This is a genomic window from Nonomuraea sp. NPDC003707 (assembly GCF_053587055.1).
Genome location: NZ_JBSFNK010000048.1, coordinates 45,774 through 68,675 on the forward strand (window position 1 = coordinate 45,774; position 22,902 = coordinate 68,675).

21 protein-coding genes are annotated in these 22,902 nt (G+C 72.6%); 12 read left to right on the plus strand and 9 right to left on the minus strand.

Annotation, left to right across the window (positions count from 1 at the left end; all coding sequences use genetic code 11):
* Positions 1 to 86: 86 nt before the first annotated feature.
* Genes ACWDRB_RS59365 through ACWDRB_RS59375 form a run of 3 tightly spaced genes read left to right on the plus strand, consistent with a single transcriptional unit; the run spans position 87 to position 4,059 of the window.
* The gene (locus ACWDRB_RS59365; RefSeq protein WP_449910419.1) at positions 87 to 1,409 is read left to right on the plus strand and encodes an SLC13 family permease; all 1,323 of its coding nucleotides are present in this window, start codon (positions 87 to 89) and stop codon (positions 1,407 to 1,409) included.
* Positions 1,406 to 2,572, plus strand: coding sequence for a CaiB/BaiF CoA transferase family protein (locus ACWDRB_RS59370; RefSeq protein ID WP_449910421.1), 1,167 nt, complete (start codon positions 1,406 to 1,408; stop codon positions 2,570 to 2,572). The genes ACWDRB_RS59365 and ACWDRB_RS59370 overlap by 4 nt, the downstream gene beginning before the upstream one ends.
* Complete coding sequence (locus ACWDRB_RS59375) at positions 2,557 to 4,059, plus strand: carboxyl transferase domain-containing protein (RefSeq protein WP_449910423.1); 1,503 nt, start codon at positions 2,557 to 2,559, stop codon at positions 4,057 to 4,059. Before ACWDRB_RS59370 ends, ACWDRB_RS59375 begins: the two co-directional genes overlap by 16 nt.
* A gap of 19 nt (positions 4,060 to 4,078) precedes the next feature.
* Here the strand turns inward: ACWDRB_RS59375 and ACWDRB_RS59380 are convergent, their stop codons facing one another.
* Positions 4,079 to 4,498, minus strand: a complete 420-nt coding sequence (locus ACWDRB_RS59380) for a CoA-binding protein (protein ID WP_449910425.1) — start codon at positions 4,496 to 4,498, stop codon at positions 4,079 to 4,081.
* A gap of 180 nt (positions 4,499 to 4,678) precedes the next feature.
* On the opposite strand from ACWDRB_RS59380, the gene ACWDRB_RS59385 reads away from it, so the two are divergent.
* Complete coding sequence (locus ACWDRB_RS59385; RefSeq protein WP_449910427.1) at positions 4,679 to 5,956, plus strand: poly(ethylene terephthalate) hydrolase family protein; 1,278 nt, start codon at positions 4,679 to 4,681, stop codon at positions 5,954 to 5,956.
* A gap of 50 nt (positions 5,957 to 6,006) precedes the next feature.
* Here the strand turns inward: ACWDRB_RS59385 and ACWDRB_RS59390 are convergent, their stop codons facing one another.
* The 3 genes from ACWDRB_RS59390 to ACWDRB_RS59400 form a co-directional block, all read right to left on the minus strand.
* Positions 6,007 to 7,395 carry an amino acid permease gene (locus tag ACWDRB_RS59390; protein ID WP_449910429.1) on the minus strand — a complete coding sequence of 463 codons (1,389 nt, stop codon included), beginning with the start codon at positions 7,393 to 7,395 and terminating at the stop codon, positions 6,007 to 6,009.
* A gap of 16 nt (positions 7,396 to 7,411) precedes the next feature.
* Positions 7,412 to 9,586 (minus strand): NACHT domain-containing protein, encoded by a 2,175-nt coding sequence (locus tag ACWDRB_RS59395; protein ID WP_449910431.1) that lies wholly within the window; start codon positions 9,584 to 9,586, stop codon positions 7,412 to 7,414.
* Positions 9,587 to 9,654: 68 nt separating this feature from the next.
* Positions 9,655 to 10,938 (minus strand): YcaO-like family protein, encoded by a 1,284-nt coding sequence (locus ACWDRB_RS59400; RefSeq protein ID WP_449910433.1) that lies wholly within the window; start codon positions 10,936 to 10,938, stop codon positions 9,655 to 9,657.
* A gap of 561 nt (positions 10,939 to 11,499) precedes the next feature.
* Here ACWDRB_RS59400 and ACWDRB_RS59405 point away from each other — a divergent pair.
* The 4 genes from ACWDRB_RS59405 to ACWDRB_RS59420 are packed head-to-tail and all read left to right on the plus strand — an operon-like array spanning position 11,500 to position 15,427.
* Entirely contained in the window at positions 11,500 to 14,112 is a 2,613-nt protein-coding gene (locus ACWDRB_RS59405) for a nitrate- and nitrite sensing domain-containing protein (protein WP_449910435.1), read from the plus strand.
* A complete protein-coding gene (locus ACWDRB_RS59410; RefSeq protein WP_185072493.1) occupies positions 14,093 to 14,518 on the plus strand; it encodes a roadblock/LC7 domain-containing protein in 426 nt (141 codons plus the stop codon). The genes ACWDRB_RS59405 and ACWDRB_RS59410 overlap by 20 nt, the downstream gene beginning before the upstream one ends.
* Positions 14,515 to 14,865, plus strand: a complete 351-nt coding sequence (locus ACWDRB_RS59415) for a DUF742 domain-containing protein (protein ID WP_449910437.1) — start codon at positions 14,515 to 14,517, stop codon at positions 14,863 to 14,865. Before ACWDRB_RS59410 ends, ACWDRB_RS59415 begins: the two co-directional genes overlap by 4 nt.
* Positions 14,846 to 15,427, plus strand: a complete 582-nt coding sequence (locus tag ACWDRB_RS59420; RefSeq protein WP_449910439.1) for a GTP-binding protein — start codon at positions 14,846 to 14,848, stop codon at positions 15,425 to 15,427. Before ACWDRB_RS59415 ends, ACWDRB_RS59420 begins: the two co-directional genes overlap by 20 nt.
* 7 nt (positions 15,428 to 15,434) lie before the next feature.
* Here the strand turns inward: ACWDRB_RS59420 and ACWDRB_RS59425 are convergent, their stop codons facing one another.
* The 4 genes from ACWDRB_RS59425 to ACWDRB_RS59440 are packed head-to-tail and all read right to left on the minus strand — an operon-like array spanning position 15,435 to position 20,308.
* A complete protein-coding gene (locus tag ACWDRB_RS59425; protein WP_449910441.1) occupies positions 15,435 to 17,696 on the minus strand; it encodes a glycoside hydrolase family 6 protein in 2,262 nt (753 codons plus the stop codon).
* A 58-nt stretch (positions 17,697 to 17,754) separates the two neighbouring features.
* Positions 17,755 to 18,780: an alcohol dehydrogenase catalytic domain-containing protein gene (locus tag ACWDRB_RS59430; protein ID WP_449910443.1), complete on the minus strand. Its 1,026-nt coding sequence runs from the start codon at positions 18,778 to 18,780 to the stop codon at positions 17,755 to 17,757.
* Positions 18,781 to 19,584 carry an SDR family oxidoreductase gene (locus tag ACWDRB_RS59435; protein WP_449910445.1) on the minus strand — a complete coding sequence of 268 codons (804 nt, stop codon included), beginning with the start codon at positions 19,582 to 19,584 and terminating at the stop codon, positions 18,781 to 18,783. It lies immediately after the preceding gene.
* Between the two features lies 1 nt (position 19,585).
* Entirely contained in the window at positions 19,586 to 20,308 is a 723-nt protein-coding gene (locus tag ACWDRB_RS59440; RefSeq protein ID WP_449910467.1) for a FadR/GntR family transcriptional regulator, read from the minus strand.
* Between the two features lie 295 nt (positions 20,309 to 20,603).
* Here ACWDRB_RS59440 and ACWDRB_RS59445 point away from each other — a divergent pair, with 295 nt between their 5' ends.
* From ACWDRB_RS59445 to ACWDRB_RS59460, 4 genes are read left to right on the plus strand one after another with little or no spacing between them, the layout of a single operon-like run.
* Positions 20,604 to 20,978 (plus strand): roadblock/LC7 domain-containing protein, encoded by a 375-nt coding sequence (locus tag ACWDRB_RS59445; protein ID WP_319719198.1) that lies wholly within the window; start codon positions 20,604 to 20,606, stop codon positions 20,976 to 20,978.
* A gap of 3 nt (positions 20,979 to 20,981) precedes the next feature.
* The gene (locus ACWDRB_RS59450) at positions 20,982 to 21,884 is read left to right on the plus strand and encodes a hypothetical protein (protein ID WP_449910447.1); all 903 of its coding nucleotides are present in this window, start codon (positions 20,982 to 20,984) and stop codon (positions 21,882 to 21,884) included.
* A gap of 29 nt (positions 21,885 to 21,913) precedes the next feature.
* On the plus strand, positions 21,914 to 22,288 hold the full coding sequence (locus tag ACWDRB_RS59455) for a roadblock/LC7 domain-containing protein (protein ID WP_350741003.1): 375 nt from the start codon (positions 21,914 to 21,916) through the stop codon (positions 22,286 to 22,288).
* Between the two features lie 29 nt (positions 22,289 to 22,317).
* Positions 22,318 to 22,689, plus strand: coding sequence for a hypothetical protein (locus ACWDRB_RS59460; RefSeq protein WP_364257247.1), 372 nt, complete (start codon positions 22,318 to 22,320; stop codon positions 22,687 to 22,689).
* Positions 22,690 to 22,717: 28 nt separating this feature from the next.
* On the opposite strand, the gene ACWDRB_RS59465 is transcribed toward ACWDRB_RS59460, so the two are convergent.
* Positions 22,718 to 22,888, minus strand: coding sequence for a hypothetical protein (locus tag ACWDRB_RS59465; RefSeq protein ID WP_449910448.1), 171 nt, complete (start codon positions 22,886 to 22,888; stop codon positions 22,718 to 22,720).
* Between the last annotated feature and the right edge of the window lie 14 nt (positions 22,889 to 22,902).

Genomic DNA, 22,902 nt, shown 5'->3' on the forward strand with positions numbered 1-22,902 from the left:
TTGACATCCGGCGCAGTGGCGCAGAGGCTAGGCCAATCCGGAAACACGCACGTAACCGGAGAGTCACCTGACCCGAGGAGTCGCCGATGTCAGCGGAAGTCGTTGCGTTGGTTGTATTGGTGTTGGTGTTCCTGATAGCCACCGTCCGGTCCATCAACATGGGGGCGCTGGCGCTCGTGGCGGCTTTCGTCGTGGGCACCGCGGTGTTCGGCGTGGAGGTGTCGGACGTCCTCGGCGGCTTCCCGGCCAACCTGTTCGTCATCCTGGTCGGCGTCACGTACCTGTTCGCGCTGGCCAGGAACAACGGCACCGTGGACTGGATCGTGCACCGGGCCGTGGTCGCGGTACGCGGGCGCGTCGCGCTGATGCCGTGGGTGATGTTCGTGGTGTGCGCCGCGATCACGGCGATTGGCGCCGCCAGCCCGGCCGCGGTGGCCATCGTGGCACCGGTGGCCATGGGCTTCGCCGCCCGCTACCGGATCAACCCGGTCATGATGGGCCTGATGGTGGTGCAGGGCGCCACCGGCGGAAGCTTCTCGCCGATCGGCATCTTCGGCGCGATCACCAACGGCGTCGTGGACAAGAGCCACCTTCCGGGCAACCCGGCCGTGCTGTTCTTCAGCGCGATGGGCGCCTGCGCGCTGATCAGCCTGGTCGGCTTCCTCACCCTGGGCGGCACGAAGCTGCTGCAGCGCGACCGCGAGACGCCGAAGCAGCAGGTCGCGACCCTCGCGCGAACGGGCGCCGCCACCGGATCCGCGGGCGACTCCGCTGGGGACCCCGACCCCGCCGACGACGCCCTGCCCCGCCTCGACGCGCAGCGCTCCCTCACGCTGGTCGGCCTGCTCGTGCTCGCCGTGGGCGCGCTCGTCTTCGATCTCGACATCGGCTTCCTCGCCCTGGCGGTGGCGGTCGCGCTCACGCTGATCTTCCCCTCCGCGGCCCGCGGCACCGTCGACAAGATCAGCTGGGGTACGGTGCTCCTCGTCGGCGGCATCGTCACCTACGTCTCCCTGCTGGAGGACCAGGGCACGGTGAAGTGGCTCGGCGACGGGGTCGCCCACGTCGGCGCCCCGCTCGTGGCCGCGTTCCTGATCTGCCTCATCGGCGCCGTGGTCTCCGCCTTCGCCTCGACGACCGGCATCCTCGGGGCGCTCATCCCGCTCGCCGTGCCGTTCCTGCAGACCGGTCAGGTCGGCGCCGTCGGGCTGGTCACGGCGCTGGCGATCTCCTCCTCGGTGGTCGACTGCAGCCCGTTCTCGACCAACGGGGCCCTGGTCGTCGCGAACGCGGACGTGTCCGAACGCGACAACGTCTTCAAGCGCCTGATGACCTGGGGCATGACCATCATGGTGGTCGCGCCGGTGCTGTGCTGGGTGATCCTCGTCGTGCCGGGGAGCCTGTCATGAGCGGCCCGCTCGCAGGTTACGTCGTCGTCGACCTGACCAGGGCGCTGGCCGGGCCGCACGCCGCGATGATGCTCGGCGACCTGGGCGCGCGGGTGATCAAGGTGGAGCAGCCCGGGAGCGGCGACGACACCCGGGGCTGGGGCCCGCCGTTCGCCGGCTCCGAGTCCACGTACTTCCTGTCGTGCAACCGCAACAAGCAGTCGATCGCCCTGGACCTGAAGGACGAGGACGGCCGGGCCACCCTCGAGGCCCTGATCCGCAAGGCGGACGTGCTGCTGGAGAACTTCCGCGCCGGCGTGCTCGACCGGCTCGGCTTCACCACCGCCCGCCTGCTCGAACTCAACCCGCGGCTGGTCGTGCTGTCCATCACCGGGTTCGGCCACGACGGGCCGGAGGCCGGGCGGGCCGGCTACGACCAGATCGCGCAGGGCGAGGCCGGGCTGATGTCGCTCACCGGGTCCGGACCCGACGACCCGCAGCGGGTCGGCGTGCCGATCGGCGACCTGCTGGCCGGCATGTACGGCGCGTACGGCGTGGTGTCCGCGCTGCTCGAACGCGAGCGGACCGGCCGCGGCCAGGTCGTGCGCACCTCGCTGCTGGCCGGGATCGTCGGGGTGCACGCCTTCCAGGGCACCCGCTGGACCGTGGCCGGAGAGGTCGGGCGCGCCCAGGGCAACCACCACCCCTCCATCGCCCCGTACGGGCTGTTCCGGTGCGGGGACGGCCACGTGCAGATCGCGGTGGGCAGCGAGGGACTCTGGCAGCGCTTCTGCGCCGAGTTCGGCCTGGACCCGCGGGAGCCCGGCCTGGCGACGAACGCGGAGCGGGTGGCCGCGGGCCGGCGGCTGGTCGAGCTGGTCGAGGCCGCCTTCGCCCCCTTCCGCGCGGACGAGCTGCTGCGCCGGCTGGCCGCCGCGGGCGTGCCCGCCGGCCGGGTGCGCAGCCTGGACGAGGTGTACGACTGGCCGCAGACCAGGTCGCAGGGCCTGCTCATCGACGTCGAGCACGCGGGCATCGGCGGGATCACGCTGCCCGGCCCGCCGCTGCGGTTCTTCGACCCGGCCGGGCCGGAAGGCGAGGTCGAGACCACCCGGACCGACCACGCCGCGCCTCCCGTGCTGAACGCCGACGAGGAGGAGATCCGCTCGTGGCTGGCCGGATGACCGCGCTCGAACTCGTCGAACTCGCGCTCGACGACGGCTCCTTCCGCAGCTGGGACCGGCCGCTCGGGCCGGTGGCGGACGCCGACGTGACCGCCGCCAGGCAGCGCACGGGCCTGGACGAGGCGGTGATCACGGGGGAGGGGCTGCTGCACGGCCGCCGGGTGGCCGTCGTCGCCTGCGAGTTCGGCTTCCTCGCCGGGTCCATCGGGGTCGCCGCCGCCGAACGCCTGGTGGCGGCCGTGGAGCGGGCGACCGCCGAGCGGCTGCCGCTGCTCGCCGCGCCCGCCTCGGGCGGCACGAGGATGCAGGAGGGCACGGTGGCGTTCCTGCAGATGGTGAAGATCTCGGCCGCGGTCACGCAGCACAAGGCCGCGGGCCTGCCCTACCTGGTCTACCTGCGCGATCCCACCCTCGGCGGCGTGCTCGCCTCGTGGGGCTCGCTCGGCCACGTCACGGCCGCCGAACCCGGCGCGATGATCGGCTTCCTCGGCCCGCGCGTCTACCGGTCCCTGTACGGCGAGCCGTTCCCGGAGGGCGTCCAGGTCGCCGAGAACCTGTACCGGCACGGCCTGGTCGACGCCGTCCTGCCGCCGCAGGCGCTGGCCGGGATCGCCGACCGCGCGCTGCGCATCCTGCTGACTCCACCGGTGGAGCCGCCCCTGGGTGAGACGCCGCCGTCCGAGCCGCTGCCGGACGTGCCCGCGTGGGAGTCGATCACCCGCTCCAGGCGGGCCGACCGGCCCGGCGTCCGGCAGTTGCTCCGCTACGCCGCCTCGGACGTCCTGCCGCTGAACGGGACCGGCGAGGGAGAGCAGGACCCGGGGCTGTACCTGGCGCTGGCCCGCTTCGGCGGCGTCTCGTGCGTGCTGCTCGGCCAGGACCGCCGCACCCAGACCGACGTGGGGCCGATGGGCCCGGCGGCCCTGCGCGCGGCCCGGCGCGGCTTCCGGCTGGCGCACGAGCTGAACCTGCCGCTCGTCACCGTCATCGACACCCCCGGCGCGGCGCTCAGCCCCGAGGCGGAGGAGGGCGGGCTGGCCGGCGAGATCGCCCGATGCCTGTCCGAGCTCGTCACCCTTGAGGCGCCGACGCTGTCGATCCTGCTCGGCCAGGGCTGCGGCGGCGGCGCGCTCGCGCTGATCCCGTGCGACCGGGTGCTCGTCGCCCAGCACGGCTGGCTGTCACCGCTGCCGCCCGAGGGCGCCAGCGCCATCGTGCACCGCGACGTCGAGCACGCCCCGGAGCTGGCGGCCGCGCAGGGTGTGCGCTCCGCCGACCTGGTCGCCGACGGCATCGCCGACCGGGTCGTCCCCGAGCGCCCGGACGCGGCCGACGAACCGGAGGCGTTCTGCCGCCGCGTCGGGCGCGAGCTGGAGCGGGAGCTCGCCGCGATGCTGCCGCGCCGCCGCCCCGACCTGCTCACCGAACGGCTCCGGCGCTACCGCGCCCTCGGCACCACCCGCGACCGGGCCCAGGCAGCCGGCTAGAAGCGCCCCAACCGCTCATTCAGGCGTCTCTGCGCAGGGCCCATTCGACGCCCGGACAGCGGTCCATGACGACGTCGAGGCCGGCGCTCAGGGCGCGTTCGGCGGCCGACTCATCGATGACGCCGAGCGGGAGCCAGATCGCCTTGGCCCCTGCCGCGATCGCCTCGTCCACCGACTGCCCCGCCAGCTCGGCCCGCCGGTACACCGCGACCACGTCCAGCGGGTCCGGCACCTCGGCCAGCGACGCGTACCCGGGCTCGCCCAGCACGGTCTCGGCGGCCGGATGGACGGGAATGACCCGTCTGCCCCGAGCCTGGAGCAGCCGGGCCTGGTCATAGGCCGTGCGCTCCGGATTGTCGCTCAGGCCCACGAAGGCCCAGTGCCGCGCCCCGTGAAGCAGGCGCTTGATGACGTCGCCGTCGGCGAAGCGGTCTCCCATGCTCGGCACCAACACGGCGCGCCCGCCGGAACTTCCCGCATTCATCTTCCGCTCAGCGGTTGCTGCGCTTTCGACAGCGTCGACCGCCGCATATGGTCCAGAGCGTTGAAGAGCGCTCTCGCGACCGGCCTTTCTGTCCGCGTGCTGGCGAAAGCCACGCCCGTTCCACAGAGGTAGAGCATGAGATCTTCTCTCGTTTTCGTCGCGCTGGCCCTCGCCGCCGCGCTGGTCGGCGGCGCGGGTAGCGCCCAGGCGGTCGCCGACCCGCTGCTGTCCCAGGGCAAGCCCGTCACCGCGTCGTCCGCCGAGAACGCCGGCACGCCCGCCTCGGCGGCCGTGGACGGCAACGCCGCCACCCGCTGGTCGAGCGCCTTCGGCGACCCGCAATGGCTGCGGGTCGACCTCGGCGGCACCGCCGCCATCAGCCAGGTGGTGCTCAGCTGGGAGTCCGCGTACGGCAGGGCGTTCCAGATCCAGACCTCCGCCGACGGCCTGACCTGGACCACCGTCTACGCGACCGGCACCGGCACCGGCGGGACGCAGACCCTCGCCGTGACCGGGAACGGGCGGTACGTACGGATGTACGGCACCGCCCGCGGCACGGCCTACGGCTACTCGCTGTTCGAGTTCCAGGTCTACGGCACGATGGGCGGCACCACGCCACCTCCAGGGGGCACCATCCCCGACCCGACCGCCCAGTCGCTGGAGGCGACCGCCGGCCCGCTGGCCACCGCGACCTACACCGTCCCCAACCCCAGCGGCTACAAGGCGGGCACGATCACGTACCCGACGGCCGGCGGCTCGTACCCGGGCATCGTGCTCATGCCGGGCTACCAGGGCACCCAGCAGAACCTGAGCTGGCTCGGCCCGCGCCTGGCGTCCTGGGGCTTCGTCGTCCTCAACGTCGACACCAACACGCTGTCCGACAGCCCCGACCAGCGGGGCACCCAGATCAGGGCGGCCGGTACCCAGCTGCTCAACCTCGGCAACGCCACCGGCAACCCCATCTCGGGCAAGCTGAACGGCGTGCTCGGCGCGGCGGGTCACTCCATGGGCGGCGGCGGCACGATGGTGGCGCTGCGCGACGACGCCCGGTTCAGGGCGGGCGTGCCGCTGGCGCCCTACCACCAGAGCGGGAGCTTCGCCGGGGTCGCCAAGCCGACCTTCTTCCTGACCTGCGCGAGCGACGTCGCCGCGCCCGGCGGCACGTACGCCAGGCCCTGGTACAACAGCATGACGCAGGCCGAGAAGCTGTACATCGAGGTCCCCGGCGACCACCTCTGCCCGATGACCGGCTACGGCAACAAGGCCAAGCAGGGCAAGTGGATCGTGTCGTTCTTCAGCCGCTGGCTGCGCGACGACGCCCGCTTCACCCCGTTCCTGTGCGGCAGCGTGCGTGACGCCGACCGGAACAACACCTCGCTGGTGACCCAGTGGACGGACACCTGCCCGTTCTGAACGACGTGACCCGGGCACGGCTCCCGAGACGGGGCCGTGCCCGGCCCGGGCTAATTGAGCGCCGAGTGGCGCCGGCTGTAGGCGAAGTAGACGACCAGCCCGATCAGGAACCAGACGGCGAAGCGCAGCCACGTCACCGGACTCAGGAACGTGATCAGCCAGATCGAGAAGAGCGCCCCGACGCCCGGCACCACCGGCATCCCCGGCAGGCGGAACTGGCGCGGCAGGTCGGGCTGCCGGTAGCGGAGCACGATCACAGCCACGCACACGACCACGAACGCCAGCAGGATCCCGATGTTCGTCAGCTCGGCCGCCTCCCGGATGGGCAGGAACCCGGCGATCAACGCCGACGCGACGCCCACGATCCAGGTGACCCGCGTGGGCACCCGGCGCACCGGGTGCAGCTTGGCGAACCAGTGCGGCAGCAGCCCGTCCCGGCTCATCGAGAACCAGACCCGGGTGACGCCGAGCATGAACGTGAACATGACCGTGAGGATGCCCACCACGGCGCCCGCCGCGATCAGGGACGCGAGCCCGGGCAGCCCGACGGAGGCGAACGCCGAGGAGAAGCCGCTCTCGGGATCGATCTCCCGGTAGTTCTGCATGCCGGTGAGCACGAGCGTGGCCAGCACGTACAGGACCATGGAGATGGCCAGCGAGTAGATGATCGCCTTCGGCATGTGCCGCTGCGCGTCCCGTGACTCCTCGGCCGCGGTGCTCATCGCGTCGTAGCCGAACACCGCGAAGAACACGGTGGCGGCGCCGGTGATCGCCCCGCCGACCCCGAACGGGAAGAACGGCGTGTAGTTGTACGGGTTGATGTAGAAGAAGCCGACCACGATCACCAGCAGCACGACGGCGACCTTGATGCCCACCACGGACGTCTCGAACCTGGCCGCGGCGCGGATCCCGAGATTCAGCAGGAAGGCGATGAACAGGCACAGGATCGCCGCGAACAGGTCCACCACGTGTCCCGCGCCGGTGCCGGGCGCGCCGAGCATCCACGCGGGCAGCGTGAAGCCGAGCTGCTCCACGAGGAAGCCGAAGTAGCCGGAGATGCCGATGGCCACGACCGCGACGATGGCGGTGTACTCCAGCAGCAGGTCCCAGCCGATGCACCAGCCGACGATCTCCCCGAGGACCGCGTACCCGTAGGTGTAGGCGGACCCGGCCTTCGGGATCAGGCCCGCGAACTCGGCGTACGAGAACGCGGCGGCGGCGCTGGCGATCCCCGCGATGAGGAACGAGACGAGCACGGCCGGCCCCGCGGTCTGGTTGGCGACCGCGCCGGCCAGGGCGAAGATGCCCGCGCCGATGATGCCGCCCACGCCGATGGCGGTGAGCTGCCACAACCCGAGCGACCTGGCCAGCTCGCCCTCGTGCTCGGTGGCGATGAGCTCCACCGGTTTGCGTCTGAAGACGCCTCCTGAAGTTGTCATGACGCCCCCGATGCGACTATGTGCGTCCGTCCTGCCCACCAGGGCCGTCCCTATGCGAAGGAGCCCTGGCGGGCGGGGTCACGGGCGCCACGTGCCGCCCGTCCGCGAGGTGCTGCTGCAGCTCGACATGCCGGAACTGGTAGTACGGCCCTTCCGTGCGCAGCAGGCCCAGCCGGTGGGCGTCGTCCAGGAAGTCCATCGCCCGCAGCGGCAGGCTCCCCCGGGTGGCCAGGCGGGGGATCGTCAGCTTGTAGGCCAGCCAGGCGTGGTGGCGGCCCAGGACGAGCCCGAACAGCAGCCCCAGCACCAGGCCGACCAGGATCGACATGTCCGGGGGGATCCCCGAGTACAGCAGGACACCCGCGGTGGCGAGCCCGACCACGAGCCCGCCGATGATCCGGATGGCGGTCAGGTTCCGGTCGGCCTGCCAGGTCGAGCGCGGGGATCTGGCCGTCAGGTCGGCGGTGGGGCTCTCGACCCAGCGGATCAGGCTGAGCAGGGCGACGAACCCGACGAAGGACAGCAGCCCGATCTGCACCGAGGATCTCAGGGCGAAGACCGGCTTCCCGCTCGCGTAGGCCATGAGCCAGCCGACGATGGCCCCCAGGGCTCCGACGATCAGCCCGTCCCGGAGGGCGGGAAGGAGCTCGGCGAGCCTGCCGCGCAGGTGGAAGTCGGCGTGGCCCGGCGACTCGGTGAACCAGGAGCCGATCAGGGTCTCGGCCACGAGCGCGGAGAACAGGCCGGCCATCGCGCTGAAGAAGAGCGACTTCGTCAGCAGCCCGAAGGCCAGCCCGACCACGACCCCGATCACGGCGGCGGCCCCGAACCGGACCGTGCGGCTGGAGGTGTAGCGGGCCAGATGCCACCACGCGACGTCGCGCGGGTCCTCCTCGTTGCGCTCGAGCTGGCGGGACAGGTACGTGAGCCAGCGGTCGACCTGCTCCGGCGTCCAGGCGTGCTGGGGCCGGAAGGGCTGCGGCGGGCCCTCGGCGGGCGTACGCGTGCTCACCAGAGCCGGGATGAGCTGGTCGCACAGATGGTCGTGCAACGTCGCCGCGCTGCCGCGCCCGAGCGCCAGCAGCGGCGTCGGATCCACCCGCGGCGCGATGTAGGTGGCGCGGACCAGCCAGAGCCCCAGAGACGTCGAGGTGACCTCGGACAATGCGGGGACGGTGCCCTTGCGCAGCTCGTCCAGGACCTGGGGCCAGACGGAGTGGGGCACCGGCGGCAGGCACGCCTCCAGGTAGTCGGCCGATGCGGCGGGGGACATGGGTTGTGGCTCGATGACCGCCGCCGCCGTGAGGGCGTCGCCGATCTCCTCGACGGACTCGGCGAACTGGTCGGTACGGCAGGTGAGGATGAGCTGGTCGGTCTCGTACATCGACCGGTTCAGCGCGGTCAGCATGTCCGCGCGGGCGGTGTCGGGCAGTTCGTCCAGGCCGTCGATGACGGGCAGCACCTCGCCCCGGGCCACGAGCGTCTCCGGCATGTCCGTGCCGAGGCCCTCCGCGCGCAGCGCCGGATAGTCCAGCGCCAGGCTCGCGGCCAGCCAGTCCTGCAGCCGCCCGTAGAGGCGGTCGTCCCAGCGCGCGGCCGACAGCAGCACCGGGACGGGCTCCTCCGGCTCCCGCGTGCGCAGCAGTTCGAGGACGAGCTGCACGGCCAGGGTCGTCTTCCCGGTGCCCGGGCCGCCCAGGATGACCAGCCGGCGGCAGCGCAGGGCGCGGAAGTTACGTGCCATGTCCGCGATGTGCACGTCCAGGCCGGGGAAGGCCACGGTGCCCTTGGCGATGATCTCGGGACGGTCGGCGAGCTCGCGGCGCTCGGTCGAGTGCCAGGGCAGCGGCATGGGCTCGGGATCGCACAGAGAGCGCAGGACCGTCTCGTCGCGCCACTGCTGGGTCACCAGCCCGGAGAGGACGTCCTTGGCGGTGGCGACGTCGGCCGAGGTGGGGGCGGCGGTGGCCGCGCCGCGCTTGCGCCACCAGGTCAGGAACTGCACCAGGCCGTTGCCCAGCCCTATCGCGCCCGTCACCGCCGCGATGATCTGAGCGGATCCGGCCGTGATCCCCCAGTCCTTCGGCAATCGGGTGGCCACGGTCAGGATCATGGTGGCGAGGGCCAGGAGCAGAACGCCGAGCACCACCGACATCTTGGCCTGGCGATTCTGCCAATATCGTGCGCCCATAAATCCAGTATGTGCGGATAAAGAGGCTGGTAATTCTCCACGCAAGGTCGATAAAGCGGAAAAACCATTCACCTCATCGATGGGGGCCGCCAATCCTGTGGCAGCGTTTCGGAAACCCGTCCGGCCGCGACGGCCAGCCCCCTGCGGCCGGGCAGGACGAGGTTGCCGTCGGTGACCAGCATGAACCGCTCCAGATCCGGCACGATCACGTGCACGGCGGTGATCCCGCAGGGGAGGACGCGCACCACGCGGTGGTAGGCCGGGTGGCCCCGCGCGGCCAGCATCGCGGCCACCTTCCGCAGCTGGGCGCCGGGAGTCCCGGCAGCCGCGGCGGCCTGCGGAAAGGGGACCACCTGCGCCTCTCGCAGGGCGTCGGTGAGGTCGAAGCGCCCGCACGCGTGCAGCGCGGGGTGCGCCGCCAGCCCGGCCAGATCGCCGCGTACGGCTCCGGAGTGCGGCAGGCCCTCGCCGAGCGTGGCCTGGACGAGCTCCGTGAGCGCCCGCCAGGCGGCGTACGCCGGGTCCAGCGAGGTGCCGCCGCCGCGCCGGTGCGGACGGCGGTCGGCCGGAGCCGTGTACGCCAGCATCGTCGGCACGCCGAGGTCGCTGGTGATGTCCAGCAGGTGCACCGGTGACCCGGTCAGCTCCTCCGCCGTCGCGTAGGCCCGCGCGAGGCCGTGCGGAAGCGTCCCCGGGTCGATCAGTCTGAGCCGGAAGCCGTCCCCGCCCAGGAAGGCGCGTACGAGGAGCAGCGACAGGGCGTCCCGCTCCACGGCCTCGTTGAGGGCGTGCAGCAGCGCCTCGGCGGCGGTGATGCCGACGGCCGAGCCGCTGTTGCAGCTGTAGCGCATCAGGTCGGCGTAGTCGCAGTCGTCCCCGGCCAGCTCGCGCAGCGGCGCGGCGCCGGTCTCGGCGTACCAGGGGGCCGACAGGAACAGCGGCACCAGCGCGTCGACGCGCCTGTGGGGGAGGGGTGGCCCGTCGAGGAGGCGATAGCGCAGGCAGGCCATCCGCCGGCCGGGCGTCCCGGTCAGCAGCAGCGCGCAGGCGTCCCCGCGCAGCGGGCCCGTGGCGAGGGCGGCGGGCGCGACGGGCCGTACGGCGGCGGGGTCGAACCCGGCGGGGCCGGTGAGGTAGTGCTCGACGGCCTCGAACAGGGCGCCTACGCGGGCCTCGTCCGGGCGTCCTTTGCCCATCCCGCACGCGACCGGCGAGAGGTCCCCCGCGCCGCCGAGCAGGCGGCACCACCAGGCGGTCGGGTCGCGGCCGTCGCCCGCGTCCACGAGCTCCGCCCGCAGGCCGAGCGCGGTCAGTGCCGCGGACGCCCGCCTCCCGGCCTCGTCCAGCGGCACCGCTCGTTCCGCCGCGCAGAACGGCCGCCCCGCCCGTCGCGGGGATTTCGGAAATCGACGCGGCCTACCTTCTGCCATCGCCGGTCGTGGCGGACAGCAGCTCGCCCAGCCGGTCGAGTTCGGCCTGGGTCAGGTGCTGGGTCGCGCGATCCAGCGACTCGGTCACGATATAGTCCACGACATTTCCCATGAGCCTCCCCCTTCCTTTCCGCCTTAATTGTAGCGCCGCCTCTGCAAAAGCCTAGAAAGGCTATTTGCGGACTTATTTACATTTTCTGGGGGATGGCCGCGGCCGGGGTGGGTACCCACCCCTGTCATCCGGAGTCCCAAGATCGTCACTCTGGGTGAGATGGCGGCCGTTACGGTCACGAACCGTGTGCTGACAAAGAGTCAACCCGCCATTCGTGATGTTTCTTCGCATCCGTACCTTGAAGTACATCTGGCCCATCGGCATAGTGGACGCACCACAGGCGTGCCAGTCGTGGCGGACATTCTCGGGGTAGTGCCGGTTCGCGACTGCCCGGCGGCGCATCATCCGGTGCGCGGAATTGGACATGATAGATGAGTTCGCCCCCGCCGATCCGTACCAAGCTGCTCAGGATTCTCCTGCTTCCGCTGGTCTCGATGGTCGCCCTGTGGGGGTTCATCGCCTACTCCAGCGTTGAGGAGATCGTCACCGTCTCCCAGGCGCAGGACCGCTGGGAGGGCATCGGGTCGCCGGTGCTGCAGCTGATCGTCGAGTTACAGCGGGAGCGCCAGCTCTCGGCGGAGGCGGTCCGCGGCACCGGCTCGTACGAGCCGCTGGCCGAGCAGCGCCGGATCACCGACGGCAAGGCCAAGCGCCTGCGCGAGGTGATCAGCGCCCTCGACGTCGGGGCGGCGGACGGGGAGACCCCGGCCCAGGTGCAGGCGCTGCTGCAGGCGCTCGACGGGCTGCAGTCGCTGCGCGATTCGGCCGACGGCGGCGTGCTGGCCCCGCCGCTGACCATCATCGAGGCGTACAACAACCTGATCAGCGTCGCCAACGGGCAGTTCAGCGACCGCGACGCGCTCAGCGACGTCTCGTCCTACCAGGCGGTGCGCGGCATGGCGGCCTACAGCGCCGCGGCCGAATATCTGGCCCGTGAGCACGCCGTGCTCACCACCACGATCGTGCACCACAAGATGACCCCCAGGGACCGGGCGTCGTTCGTCTCCGCGATGACCAGCCGCCGGCTCGTCTTCGCCAACGCCGAGCGCGACGTCGGCCCCGAACTGCGGGCGAACTACGACCGGCTGGTCACCAGCGCGTCGTTCAAGCGGCTGGTGGACGCGGAGGACCTGCTGTTCGGCTGGGACACCAGCGGCGGCGCGCCGCCCGTGGACCCCACCGTGTGGAAGCGGGACGCCGACGCCATCTTCGGCGCGATCAGCCGCGACACGCAGACGGAGCTGACCCGCACCGCGGAGGAGGCGCAGTCCCAGAAGTCCGGTGCGTACTGGCGGATCGGCCTGGTCCTGCTCCTGGGGCTGTTCGCGGTGGTGGCGTCGGTGGCGCTGTCGTACCGGTTCGGCCGCTCGCTGATCACCGAGCTCAGCCGGCTGCAGGAGTCGGCCGTGGAGCTGGCCGAGCGGCGGCTGCCCCGGCTGGTCGAGCGGCTGCGCCGCGGCGACGACGTGGACCCGGCCACCGAGGCCCCCGGCCTCGACCGCGCCGACACCGCCGAGGTCGACCGGGTGGTGCACGCCTTCTCCGCCGTACGCCGTACGGCGGTCGAGGCGGCGGTGGGCCAGGCGACCTTGCGCAAGGGCGTCGGCCTGGTCTTCCTCAACCTGGCCCGGCGCAACCAGGCGCTGCTCCACCGCCAGCTCACGCTGCTCGACACCATGGAACGCCGGGTCGAGGAGCCGGAGGTCCTGGAGGACCTGTTCAAGCTCGACCACCTGACCACCCGCATGCGGCGGCACGCCGAGAACCTGATCATCCTGTCCGACTCCGCCCCCGCGCGGCGCTGGCGCGACCCGGTGCCGCTGTTCGACGTCGTACGCGCGGCGGGGCTGGAGGTCGAGGACTACACCCGCGTCACCGTCGTACCGATGCCGAACGCCCCGCTGCTGGTCGGCCCCGCCGTCACCGACGTGATCCACCTGGTCGCCGAGCTGGTGGAGAACGCCACCGTCTTCTCCCCGCCCGACACGACCGTGCACATCCGCAGCATGACCGCGGCCAACGGCTTCGCGCTGGAGGTGGAGGACCGGGGCCTGGGGCTGAACCAGTCCACCCTCGACGAGCTCAACTCCCGGCTGGCCGACCCGCCGGAGTTCGACCTGGCCGACAGCGACCGGCTCGGCCTGTTCGTGGTGTCCAGGCTCGCGGGCCGGCACGGGATCAAGGTCTCGCTGCGCCGCTCGCCGTACGACGGGACCACCGCGATCGTGCTGCTGCCGGCCTCCCTGCTCGTCAACCTCCAGCCCCCGGTCGTCGTCGCGCCCGTCACGGACCGCGTCCCCGCGCACATAGCCAGGCCCATGCGCGCGCTCGGCACCGGGCCCGCCGAGCCCCGGCCCCGCGGGGTGGCCATCGCCCCTGAGCCCTTCCCGCCCCTCGGGCCGGACGCGCCCGCCCGCGCCCCGGAGCGCGGGACCTGGTTCGAGGCCGGGCCCGCGCCGACCCCGATCATCCAGGCCGGGCCAGTGAGTGGACCTGTGAACGGCTCCGCGAACGGGCTCACGGACGCCTCTCCCAACGGGTCCACGAACGGACTCGCGAACGGACTCGCGGGCGGACCTGCGGATGGGCTCGCGAGCGGACCCGCGGACGGGTTCGTGGACGGGCTCGCGGAGGAACCGGACAGCGGGCCCGCCACTGGACCGATCCGGATTCCGACGCCGGTCCCCGGCCCCGCCACCCCGCCCGGCCCGCCCGCCGACTGGAGCGTCACCGTGCCGGCCGAGGACGCGGACGAAGACCTCGACGGGCTGCCGATGCGGGTACCGCAGGCCAGCCTGGCTCCCCAGCTCCGTTCCGCCAGACGCGCGGACCGGCGCAGCACCTCGGCGCGCTCGCCGGAGGAGCTCGCACAACTCATGTCGTCCATGCAACGCGGCTGGCAGCAAGGCCGTCGCCAGGCGGAGCAGGGACCGGACGTGTGGAACCGAAAGGACGACCATCCCGATGCCCGACCCCAGAAGTGAACTGAGCTGGCTGCTGGACGACCTCACCCAGCGCGTCCCCGGCATCCGGCACGCCATCGTGCTGTCCGCCGACGGGCTGGCCATGGGCGGCTCCCGGAACCTGACCCGTGAGGACGCCGAGCACCTGTCCGCCATCTCCGCCGGCAGCCACAGCCTGGCCATGGGCGCCGGGCGGCACTTCGGCATGGGAGGCGTACGGCAGACGATCATCGAGATGGAGGACGGCTTCCTGTTCGTCACCGCGGCCGGCCAGGGCGCCCGGCTGGCCGTGCTCGCCACGGGCGACGCCGAGCTGGGCATGGTCACGTACGAGATGGCGCTCATGGTCAAGCGGGTCGGCGAGCACCTCTCCGCGCAGCCGAGGGGAGCGGCACCGGCACCCGCCTGGAACGGCGCGAGACAGTGACCGGGGAGGATCCCGGGCCGCTGCTCCGGCTCTTCGGGCTGACCGGGGGCCGGGCGCGCCCGCAGGGCGAGGCGTTCGATCTGGTGGCCATCGTCACGACGGTCGCCGGCACCTACGAGCCCGCGGAGCTGCTCCCGGAGCATCGCGCCGTGCTGTCGCTGTGCCAGAAGCCCACGCCGGTGGCCGACGTCGCGGCGCACCTCAGGCTGCCGCTCAACATCACCCGGGTGATCCTGAGCGATGTGCGGCGAGAGGGCTTTGTCACCATCGAGCGCCCGCGCCCCGCGGCGCAGACGATCGACGAACGCATCTACAGGGAAGTGCTGCATGGACTACGCAGCCTCTGAGTCGGGGACGACCGCCGTCGCCTCGGCCTTGGCCATCAAGATCCTCATCGCGGGCGGCTTCGGCGTCGGCAAGACCACCTTGGTCGGCACCATCAGCGAGATCCGGCCGTTGCACACCGAGGAACTGCTGAGCGAGCGGGGCATCGGGGTGGACGACACCTCGGGCGTGGAGTCCAAGACCACCACCACGGTCGCGCTCGACTTCGGCCGCATCACCATCCGCGACGGGCTGTGGCTGTACCTGTTCGGCACCCCCGGGCAGGACCGCTTCTGGTTCATGTGGGACGAACTGGCCCTCGGCGCGCTCGGCGCCGTGGTGCTCGCCGACACGCGCCGCCTGGGCGACTGCTTCCCCGCGGTGGACTACTTCGAGCAGCGCGGCGTTCCGTTCGTGGTCGGCGTGAACTGCTTCGAGGGGGCCCGCCGCCACGACCCGGCCAAGGTGCGGCGGGCGCTCGCGCTGAACGAGCGCATCCCGATCGTGCTGTGCGACGTCCGCGACCGCGCGTCGGTCAAGGAGGTGCTCACCACATTGGTGAAGTACGCGGTGGAAGGCGGATGAGCCGGGTTCAGGGGGCCGGCGTGAGTGGCGGGACGGCGTTGCGCGCCCGTTCGAGGGCCTGATCGGGCCACCACTGGCCGGAGGCCGGGGTGACGACGCCGTACACCGGGTCGGCCGGTCCCGGGGTGCCCCGGGTGCACTGGCCGTTGGAGAAACCCGGGCTGTTGAGCCAGAGGAACGCGTCGGCCAGCGGCTTCCCGGTGCCGACGGACGGCCGGGCGCCCGCACCTCTGCCGGGGGGATTGCACCATTCGTCCGGAACCGGGAAGCGCCCGGCGGGCGGTTGCCACTCGCCGGCCCCGTTCCGGCTCGTGTCGACGACGAAGTGCGGCAGGCCGGGCGCGTCGTCCGGCACGGCGGCCAGGGCCGCGTCGGCGCACGAGGCGCTCCGCGACGCCGCCCTCAGATAGACGCACCTGGACAGCTTCGCGGCGTACGTGAGCGATCGCGCGGTCGGCCGGTAGCCGACAGCGTTGACGTAGAAGCCGTCGGCGCGCACCGCCCCCGCGTTGACCAGCCGGTCGGCGATCTGCGTGAACGCGGGCCAGCCCGCCAGCCCGCCGTCGAGGTAGACGGCGGTGCGGGCCAGGCCGGTCAGGGTCTCCACGGCGTAGGTGAGATCGGCGTACCGCTGGACGGCGGCGGACTCCCCGCCCTGCGGGCACTCGGGGCTGCCGGGCATCCGCGCCAGGCCGCTGGGCTCCAGGGCGACGACCGCGGGCCGGTTCCCGATGCCCTCGGCCACCGCGTCGATCCACGCCCGGTAGCCCGCGGTGTCGGGAGCGCCGCCGTTCCAGCAGTCACGTCCCGGGATGTTGTTGGTGACGAACACCGGGACGGTCTGCCGGCGTTCGGCCTGGGCGACCGCCTCGCGTGCGGTGCGGGAGACGTCGGCGGGGGAGCCGCCGGCGAGCCAGATCGCCTGGGGGACCTGCGACAGCGCCCGCATGAGGGCGGCGTCGGCCGTCCTGCCCTGCGCCGACCAGGTCCGGGACTGCCGGGCCGCGTCGGTGTCCGGCTGCACGTAGAACCGCACGCCGTCCGCGCGCAGCGGGTTCTCGCCGGGGAGCTTCCGCCACAGCGTGCCCGCCTCCTTCGCGACGGCGGGGTTCACCGCCGGGGTCACGGCGGGCAGGCCGGGGAACAGGCTGGGGAGCAGGTACGCGCCCGCCGTCGCCACGGCGAGCGCCGCCACCGCGCCGCCGGCCCACGCCCAGCGCCTGGACGCTCCCCGTCGCCGGCCCCTGTGCGCCGGGGCGGCGTGGCTCCGGTCCGGCGTGGTGCGGCCCTTCTCCGCGGCGGCGTGACCTTGCTCGGGGACGGCGTGGCGCCGGCCCGAGGCGGTGGCGGCCGGGCTCGGCACCCCGGGTTCGTACGGGAACCGGCCGCTCGCCCGGCGTCGTGGAGGGGGTCCGACCGGGACGAGGTCGGGCGAGAGGCGGATCGTCGCGCCCCCGCCCAGCGCGTCCACGAGCTCGGCGGCCGTCGGGCGGGCCGCCGGGTCCTTGCTCAGCGCCCGCGCCACCAGCCGGCCGACCACGCCGCCCAGCTCGGGGAGCACGGGCTCCTCGTGGACCACGCGGTAGAGCACGTCGTGACCTGCCCCCGAGCCGAACGGCGGCCGCCCGCTCGCGGCAAAGGCCATGACACCGCCCCAGGCGAAGACGTCGGAGGCCGGCGACGCCAGCCCGCGCACCTGCTCGGGCGACATGTACGCCGGAGTGCCCATCCTGGTGACGGAGAGGGTCGTGGAGTCGGCGACGAAGGCGAGGCCGAAGTCGATGACCTTCGGGCCCATGGGGGACAGCAGCACGTTCGACGGCTTGAGGTCACGGTGGACGACGCCGGCCGCGTGGATGGCCCACAGCGCCACCGCCGTGCTCATGGCCAGTTCTTCGAGCTCCGAGCCCGACATCGGGCCCCGCTCGACGACCGCGCGGAACAGCGTCGGTCCCGGGACGTACTCGGTGACGACGTACGCCGTCTCGCCGTCCAGGTCGGCCGTGAGCACGGGAGCCGTCGAGAAGGGCGCGACCCGCTGCATGGTCGCGACCTCGCGGCGGAAGCGCCGCCGGAACTCCGGGTCGCCGGCGAGGTGCCGGTGGATGACCTTGATCGCCACGAGCCGCCGCGAACGGCTCTTCGCGAGGTAGACGACGCCCATCCCGCCGGAGCCGAGCCGGCGCACGATGCGGTGGCCACCGATCCGCCGCGGGTCGTCGCCGGTCCGCCCGTCCACCGCCTCGCCGTGTTTGGTGCCGTTCGCCATCGCCCGCCCATCCCGACCCGACAGTCGACAGGAGGTACGGCCGGGGCGGCACCGGGGTTCAGCTGAACGCGAGCAGGACCTTGCTCGACCGCCGGGCGTCGGCCGCCTCCTCGAACGCCGCCACCGCCGCGCCGAGCCCGAAGACGGACGTGACAATGGGTGCGAACCGCCCGGCGTCCCCGCTCATGATCGACAACGCGGCCGGCATCTCGTGGTAGAAGCGGCTCGACCCCATCAGGGTCAGCTCGCGGGTGACCGCGAGGTGCAGCGGCGCGGTGACCCCGTCCGGGGGCAGGTGCCCCACGTTGACGAGGGTTCCGCCGGGGCGCAGCGCCTCCAGGGCGGAGACGAGCCCGGCCTGGGAGCCGGAGGACTCGATCGCGACGTCGGCGGCGGGGATCGGCTCGCCGAGGTCCGCGCGGACGACGTGGGTCGCGCCCACCTGGAGCGCCAGCCGGAGGGGTTCGCCGAACACGTCGGTCGCCGTGACCCTGGCCGCCCCCGCGCAGGCGGCCAGGGCGGCGCAGAGCAGGCCGATGGGTCCCGCGCCGGTCACCAGCACGTCGCGGCCCTCGACGCCGGAGCCCGGCCGGCGCAGGCCGTGGAGCGCCACCGAGGCGGGCTCGGCCAGCGCCGCCGTCCGCAGGTCGAGCCCGTCGGGGATCGGCACGAGGCGGCTCGCGGGCACGACGAGGCGCTCGGCGAACCCGCCGTCCGTGTGCGGCAGCCGGGCGGCGCTGCCGAGATAGCGCAGCTCCGCGCAGAGGTTCTGCTCGTCGCGCAGGCAGTGGCCGCAGCGGCCGCACACCTGGGCGGGGTGCACGGCGACGCGGCCGCCCGCCGACGGCCCCGAGCCGTCGGCGGCGGGCTCGGCGACGACCCCGACCACCTCGTGCCCCAGGACCATCGGGGAGCGCAGGACGGACTCGCCCACCCGCCCACTCCTGTAGTAGTGCAGGTCGGAGCCGCAGATGCCGCCGTAGACGACCGTGACGACGGCTTCGTGCGGTCGCGGCGCCGGGGTGGTCCGGGTCTCGACCGTCAGGTGCCCGGGGCCGGTGACGACGAGGGCCTTCGCGTCCATTCAGATCACCGCCGTCATTCCGCCGTCGACGTAGATGACCTGGCCGTTGACGAAGTCGGACGCCGGTGAGGCGAGCCAGATCGCGGGGCCGACGACGTCCTCGACGCGGCCCCAGCGCGCCGCGGGGGTGCGCCGCGTGATCCAGCGGCTGAAGTCGGGGTCGGCGACCAGGGACGCGTTCAGGTCGGTGTCGATGTAGCCGGGGGCCAGGCCGTTGACCTGGATGCCGGCGGACGCCCATTCGGCGCACATCGCCCTGGTGAGCCCGCCGAGCCCGCTCTTCGCGGCCGCGTAGGGAGCGGTGGTGGCGCGTACCAGGTGGTTCTGGACCGAGCAGATGTTGATGATCTTCCCGCTGCCCCGCGGGAGCATGTGGCGCGCGAAGGCGCGGCCGACGAGGAAGCCGCTGGTGAGGTTGACGTCGACCACGCGTTTCCAGTCGTCGACCGGGATCTCGGTCAGGGGGCCGCGGATCTGCACGCCGGCGTTGTTGACGAGGATGTCCGGGCAGCCGTACGCGGTGACGACGGCCTCGCAGGCCTGCTCGACCTGCGCCGGGTCGCTGACGTCGAAAGCGTGGACCTGCACGTCGCCGGGCGGACGGCCGGGCGCGAGCTCCTCGCGCAGGGCCGCGGCCGCCGCCTCGAGGCGCGCCGGGTCGCGGCCGTTCAGCACGACGCGCGCCCCCGACAGCGCGTAGCCGCGCGCGATGGCATGCCCGATGCCGCGACCCGAGCCGGTGACCAGGGCGAGCCTGCCTGTCAGGTCGAACGCCGGAACGCCTGGAGCGGTCTGGAGGGGCACGTCAACTCTCCCTTGCAGGTGCGGATCCGAGAACCTCGACGCGTGACGCGCGGACGAGCGACGCGGCCGCGGCCTCCGCCGCCGCCGGGTCCATGGCCGCGATGGCCTCGACGACCTGTTCGTGCCGGTCCAGCGAGGCGGCGGTGTCGGCGGTGAAGAACTGGTGGCGGTCGGAGTAGCGGGCGTGCAGGGTGGCGATGAGGGTCTGCACGAGCTGGCTCAGGACCGCGTTGTCCGCGCCCCGCAGGACCGTGCGGTGGAAGCCGGTGTCGGCCGACACGAACGCGGAGCGGCTGCGTCTTTCGTAGGCGTCCCGCATGTCCCGGAGGTGCTCGCGGAGCGTGTCCACGAGGGCCTGCCGGGCGCCCAGCGCTGCGATCCTGGCGGCGGCGGGCTCCAGGGCCTCCCGCAGCGTCAGCAGCTCGCCGAGCTGGGTGTCGGCGTCGGGGCCGTCCGCCCGCCAGGCGATGACCTGCGGGTTGAGCAGCGCCCAGCTCTCCTGGGGCTGGACGGTGGTGCCGACCTTGTGGCGCGGGCGGACCATGCCGAGCACCTCCAGCGAGCGCAGCGCCTCGCGTACGACCGTCCGGGACACCTCGTACTCGGACTCGACGCGCTCGGGGGAGACGATGCCGCCCACGGGGAAGTCACCGTGGGCGATCCGGCGTCCGAGCGCGTCAACGAGCTGCGCGTGCAGGCCGCCCGGCCGGGCGCTTTCGACCATCGACAACCCCACAAAAGTATGATTAAACACACCATATAACGGCTTGGGTGAGGATGTCCGCCGCGGACGACGCCCGGCATATGACACCGAGGCCGGGCGAAGTTCGCCGCCGTGTCGGTCACGGCCCGGGGCCACCTGAGCGAGAAATATTCATAAATATCAGAACTGTGCGCGTGGGTATTGGTTTTCTGCGCCTTGGCCACATAAAAGCGTAACCGCAGGATTTTGCGCCACTTCAACGCGATTCATAACCCCCCTACGCTGTCCCCGTTCCACTTACGGCGAGGGGGATCACGTGCTCGGAATCGACACCTGCCTGGCGGAGGTCATGTCCATACCGGGGGCGCTGGACGCCATGCTGCTCGACCACACCAGCGGCATGGCGGTGGCCTTCAGCAGTGCCTCGGGCGTGGACGCCGACCGGTCGGCCGCCGCGTTGACCGAGGCGCTGCGGGCCACGACCGACGGCCTCGCCCGCGCGTGCCCGGGCGAGGTCGTCCGCATCGACGACATGCTCGTCACGACGGACAAGGGGCACCATCTGCTCAGGCCGCTGGAGACGGTCTTCGAGGGGCCGCTGGTCATCTACGTACGCCTTGACCTGGAACGATCCAACCTGGCCCTGGCGCGCCACCGCCTGCGGTCGGTCTCCAGCCAGCTGACGACGTGAGTCATGACCAGGCTCGACGCACTCCTGGCCGGGCTGGCGCACGAGCGTTCGACGGGCGCGCTCCGGCTCGGGAGGAACGGCACGATCTTCCTCCACGACGGGCGAGTGACGTACATGGAGTGCGCCCAGACCCCGGGCGTCGAGCGCCTGCTCACGGCCCGAGGTCGGATGACGGAGGCGGCGCTGCGCGGGCTCCAGGCGGACGGCGGCTGCGCGCGGCTCCTGGAGGAGGGGCCGCTCACGCCCGGCGAGCTGCAGTTCGCGGTGCTGGGCGCGGTTCTGGACGCGGCCTTCTTCCTGCTGCCGATCAGCGGGACGCGGCCCAAGTTCCGGCCGGGGGAGCGGCACTGGCTGGGCGGGCAGTGGTTCTTCGAGGTGGCGGGGCTGGTGCGGGAGTGCGCGCGGCGGCGGGCGCACCTCGCCGACATCTGGCCGTCCGCGGAGGTGGACACGCTGCCGGTACGGCCGGTGCCGTGGTTGCCCGGGCACGGGGTGACGCTGACCCGGGTCCAGTGGGAGGTGATCGTCGGCGCCGACCACAAGGCCACGCCGCTGGAGCTGGCCAAGCAGCTCGGGCGATCGGGCTACGCGGTGCTGCTGGCGGTCAGGAGGCTGGCGGCCGCGGGCCTGCTCACCCCACCCGACCCGGGCCGGGCCGCTCCCGCCGACAAGCGGCCCAGGCATGCCGAGCCCGCCGGGACCGCCGAGGCCGCCGAGCCCGATGAGGTCGCCGACGGTGGTGAAGCGCCTGGAGCCTGGCTGCCGAAGCGGGCGCGGCACCCCTACGAGCGGCCGCCCCACGATCCCGGGGCGGTGGCCCAGCCGCTCGGCCCGCCCGTGACGGGAGACCCGACCGATCTGGCGCTGCTGATGCGGCTCAAGAAGGCGCTCGAGGAGCTGGCGTGAGGTTCCCCGTACTCAGGAGGAGGCCACCGGTGGAGCTGCGGAAAGAGGTTCTGGAGGAAATGACGCTCCTGCGCGAGCGCACACCGGACGTGAGCGGAAGCGTCGCCTGCACCGTGGATGGCATACAGATCGCCTGCGACCTCGAAGGAGACCGCGGCGAGCAGACCGCGGCGCTGTCGGCGGCGCTGCTCGCGATGAGCAGGCGGATGCTGACCATGACCGGCCACGGCGCTCTTGAGGAAACGCTCATCTCGGGCACCGCCGGCTTCGTGGCCTTCTACGCCGCCGGCCCCACCATCGTCCTCACAGTCCTGGCCAAGCCCGGCGCGAACGTCGGGCTGCTGCGGCTGGAGGGCAGGAAGACGGCCGCCGGAGTGGCCGCCGTCGCAGCACGTAGGCACTGAACCGTCCCCTGGCAGAAAGGGAGAGAACAATGGCCAGCATGGACGTCTCGCTCAAGGAGATGATGACGATCGACGGCGCCCTCGGAGCGGCGATCGTCGATCATGGGAGCGGCATGGCGCTGGGCACCCTCGGCGGCTCCAAGGACCTGGACCTGCAGGTCGCCGCCGCGGGCAACACGGAGGTGGTCAAGGCCAAGCTCCGCACGATGGACTCGCTCGGTCTCAAGGACAGCATCGAGGACATCCTCATCACGCTCAGCGGCCAGTACCACATCATCCGGCCGATCACGGGGCGCGGGGGGAAGGGGCTGTTCCTTTACCTGGCGCTCGACCGTGGGCGCGCCAACCTGGCCATGTCCCGGCACCAGCTCCGGGGCATCGAGGAGAAACTGGAGGTCTGACCCCGGCCCTCGGGTGGCCCGCCCCCGCTCAACCGCGGGCCACCCACCCTTCCTCTCCACCGCGCCGCCCCACCGCGCCGCGGCGGGCGGGCGGTGGCCGGCCGGTGAGGGGGAGGTCGGTCGTACGGACCGAGACGAGGGTGGCGGCGGCGGTCGCGAGCCGCAGCGAGATGCCGTATTGAAACGGGTTGCAGTTCATCCTTAGGCTGAGCG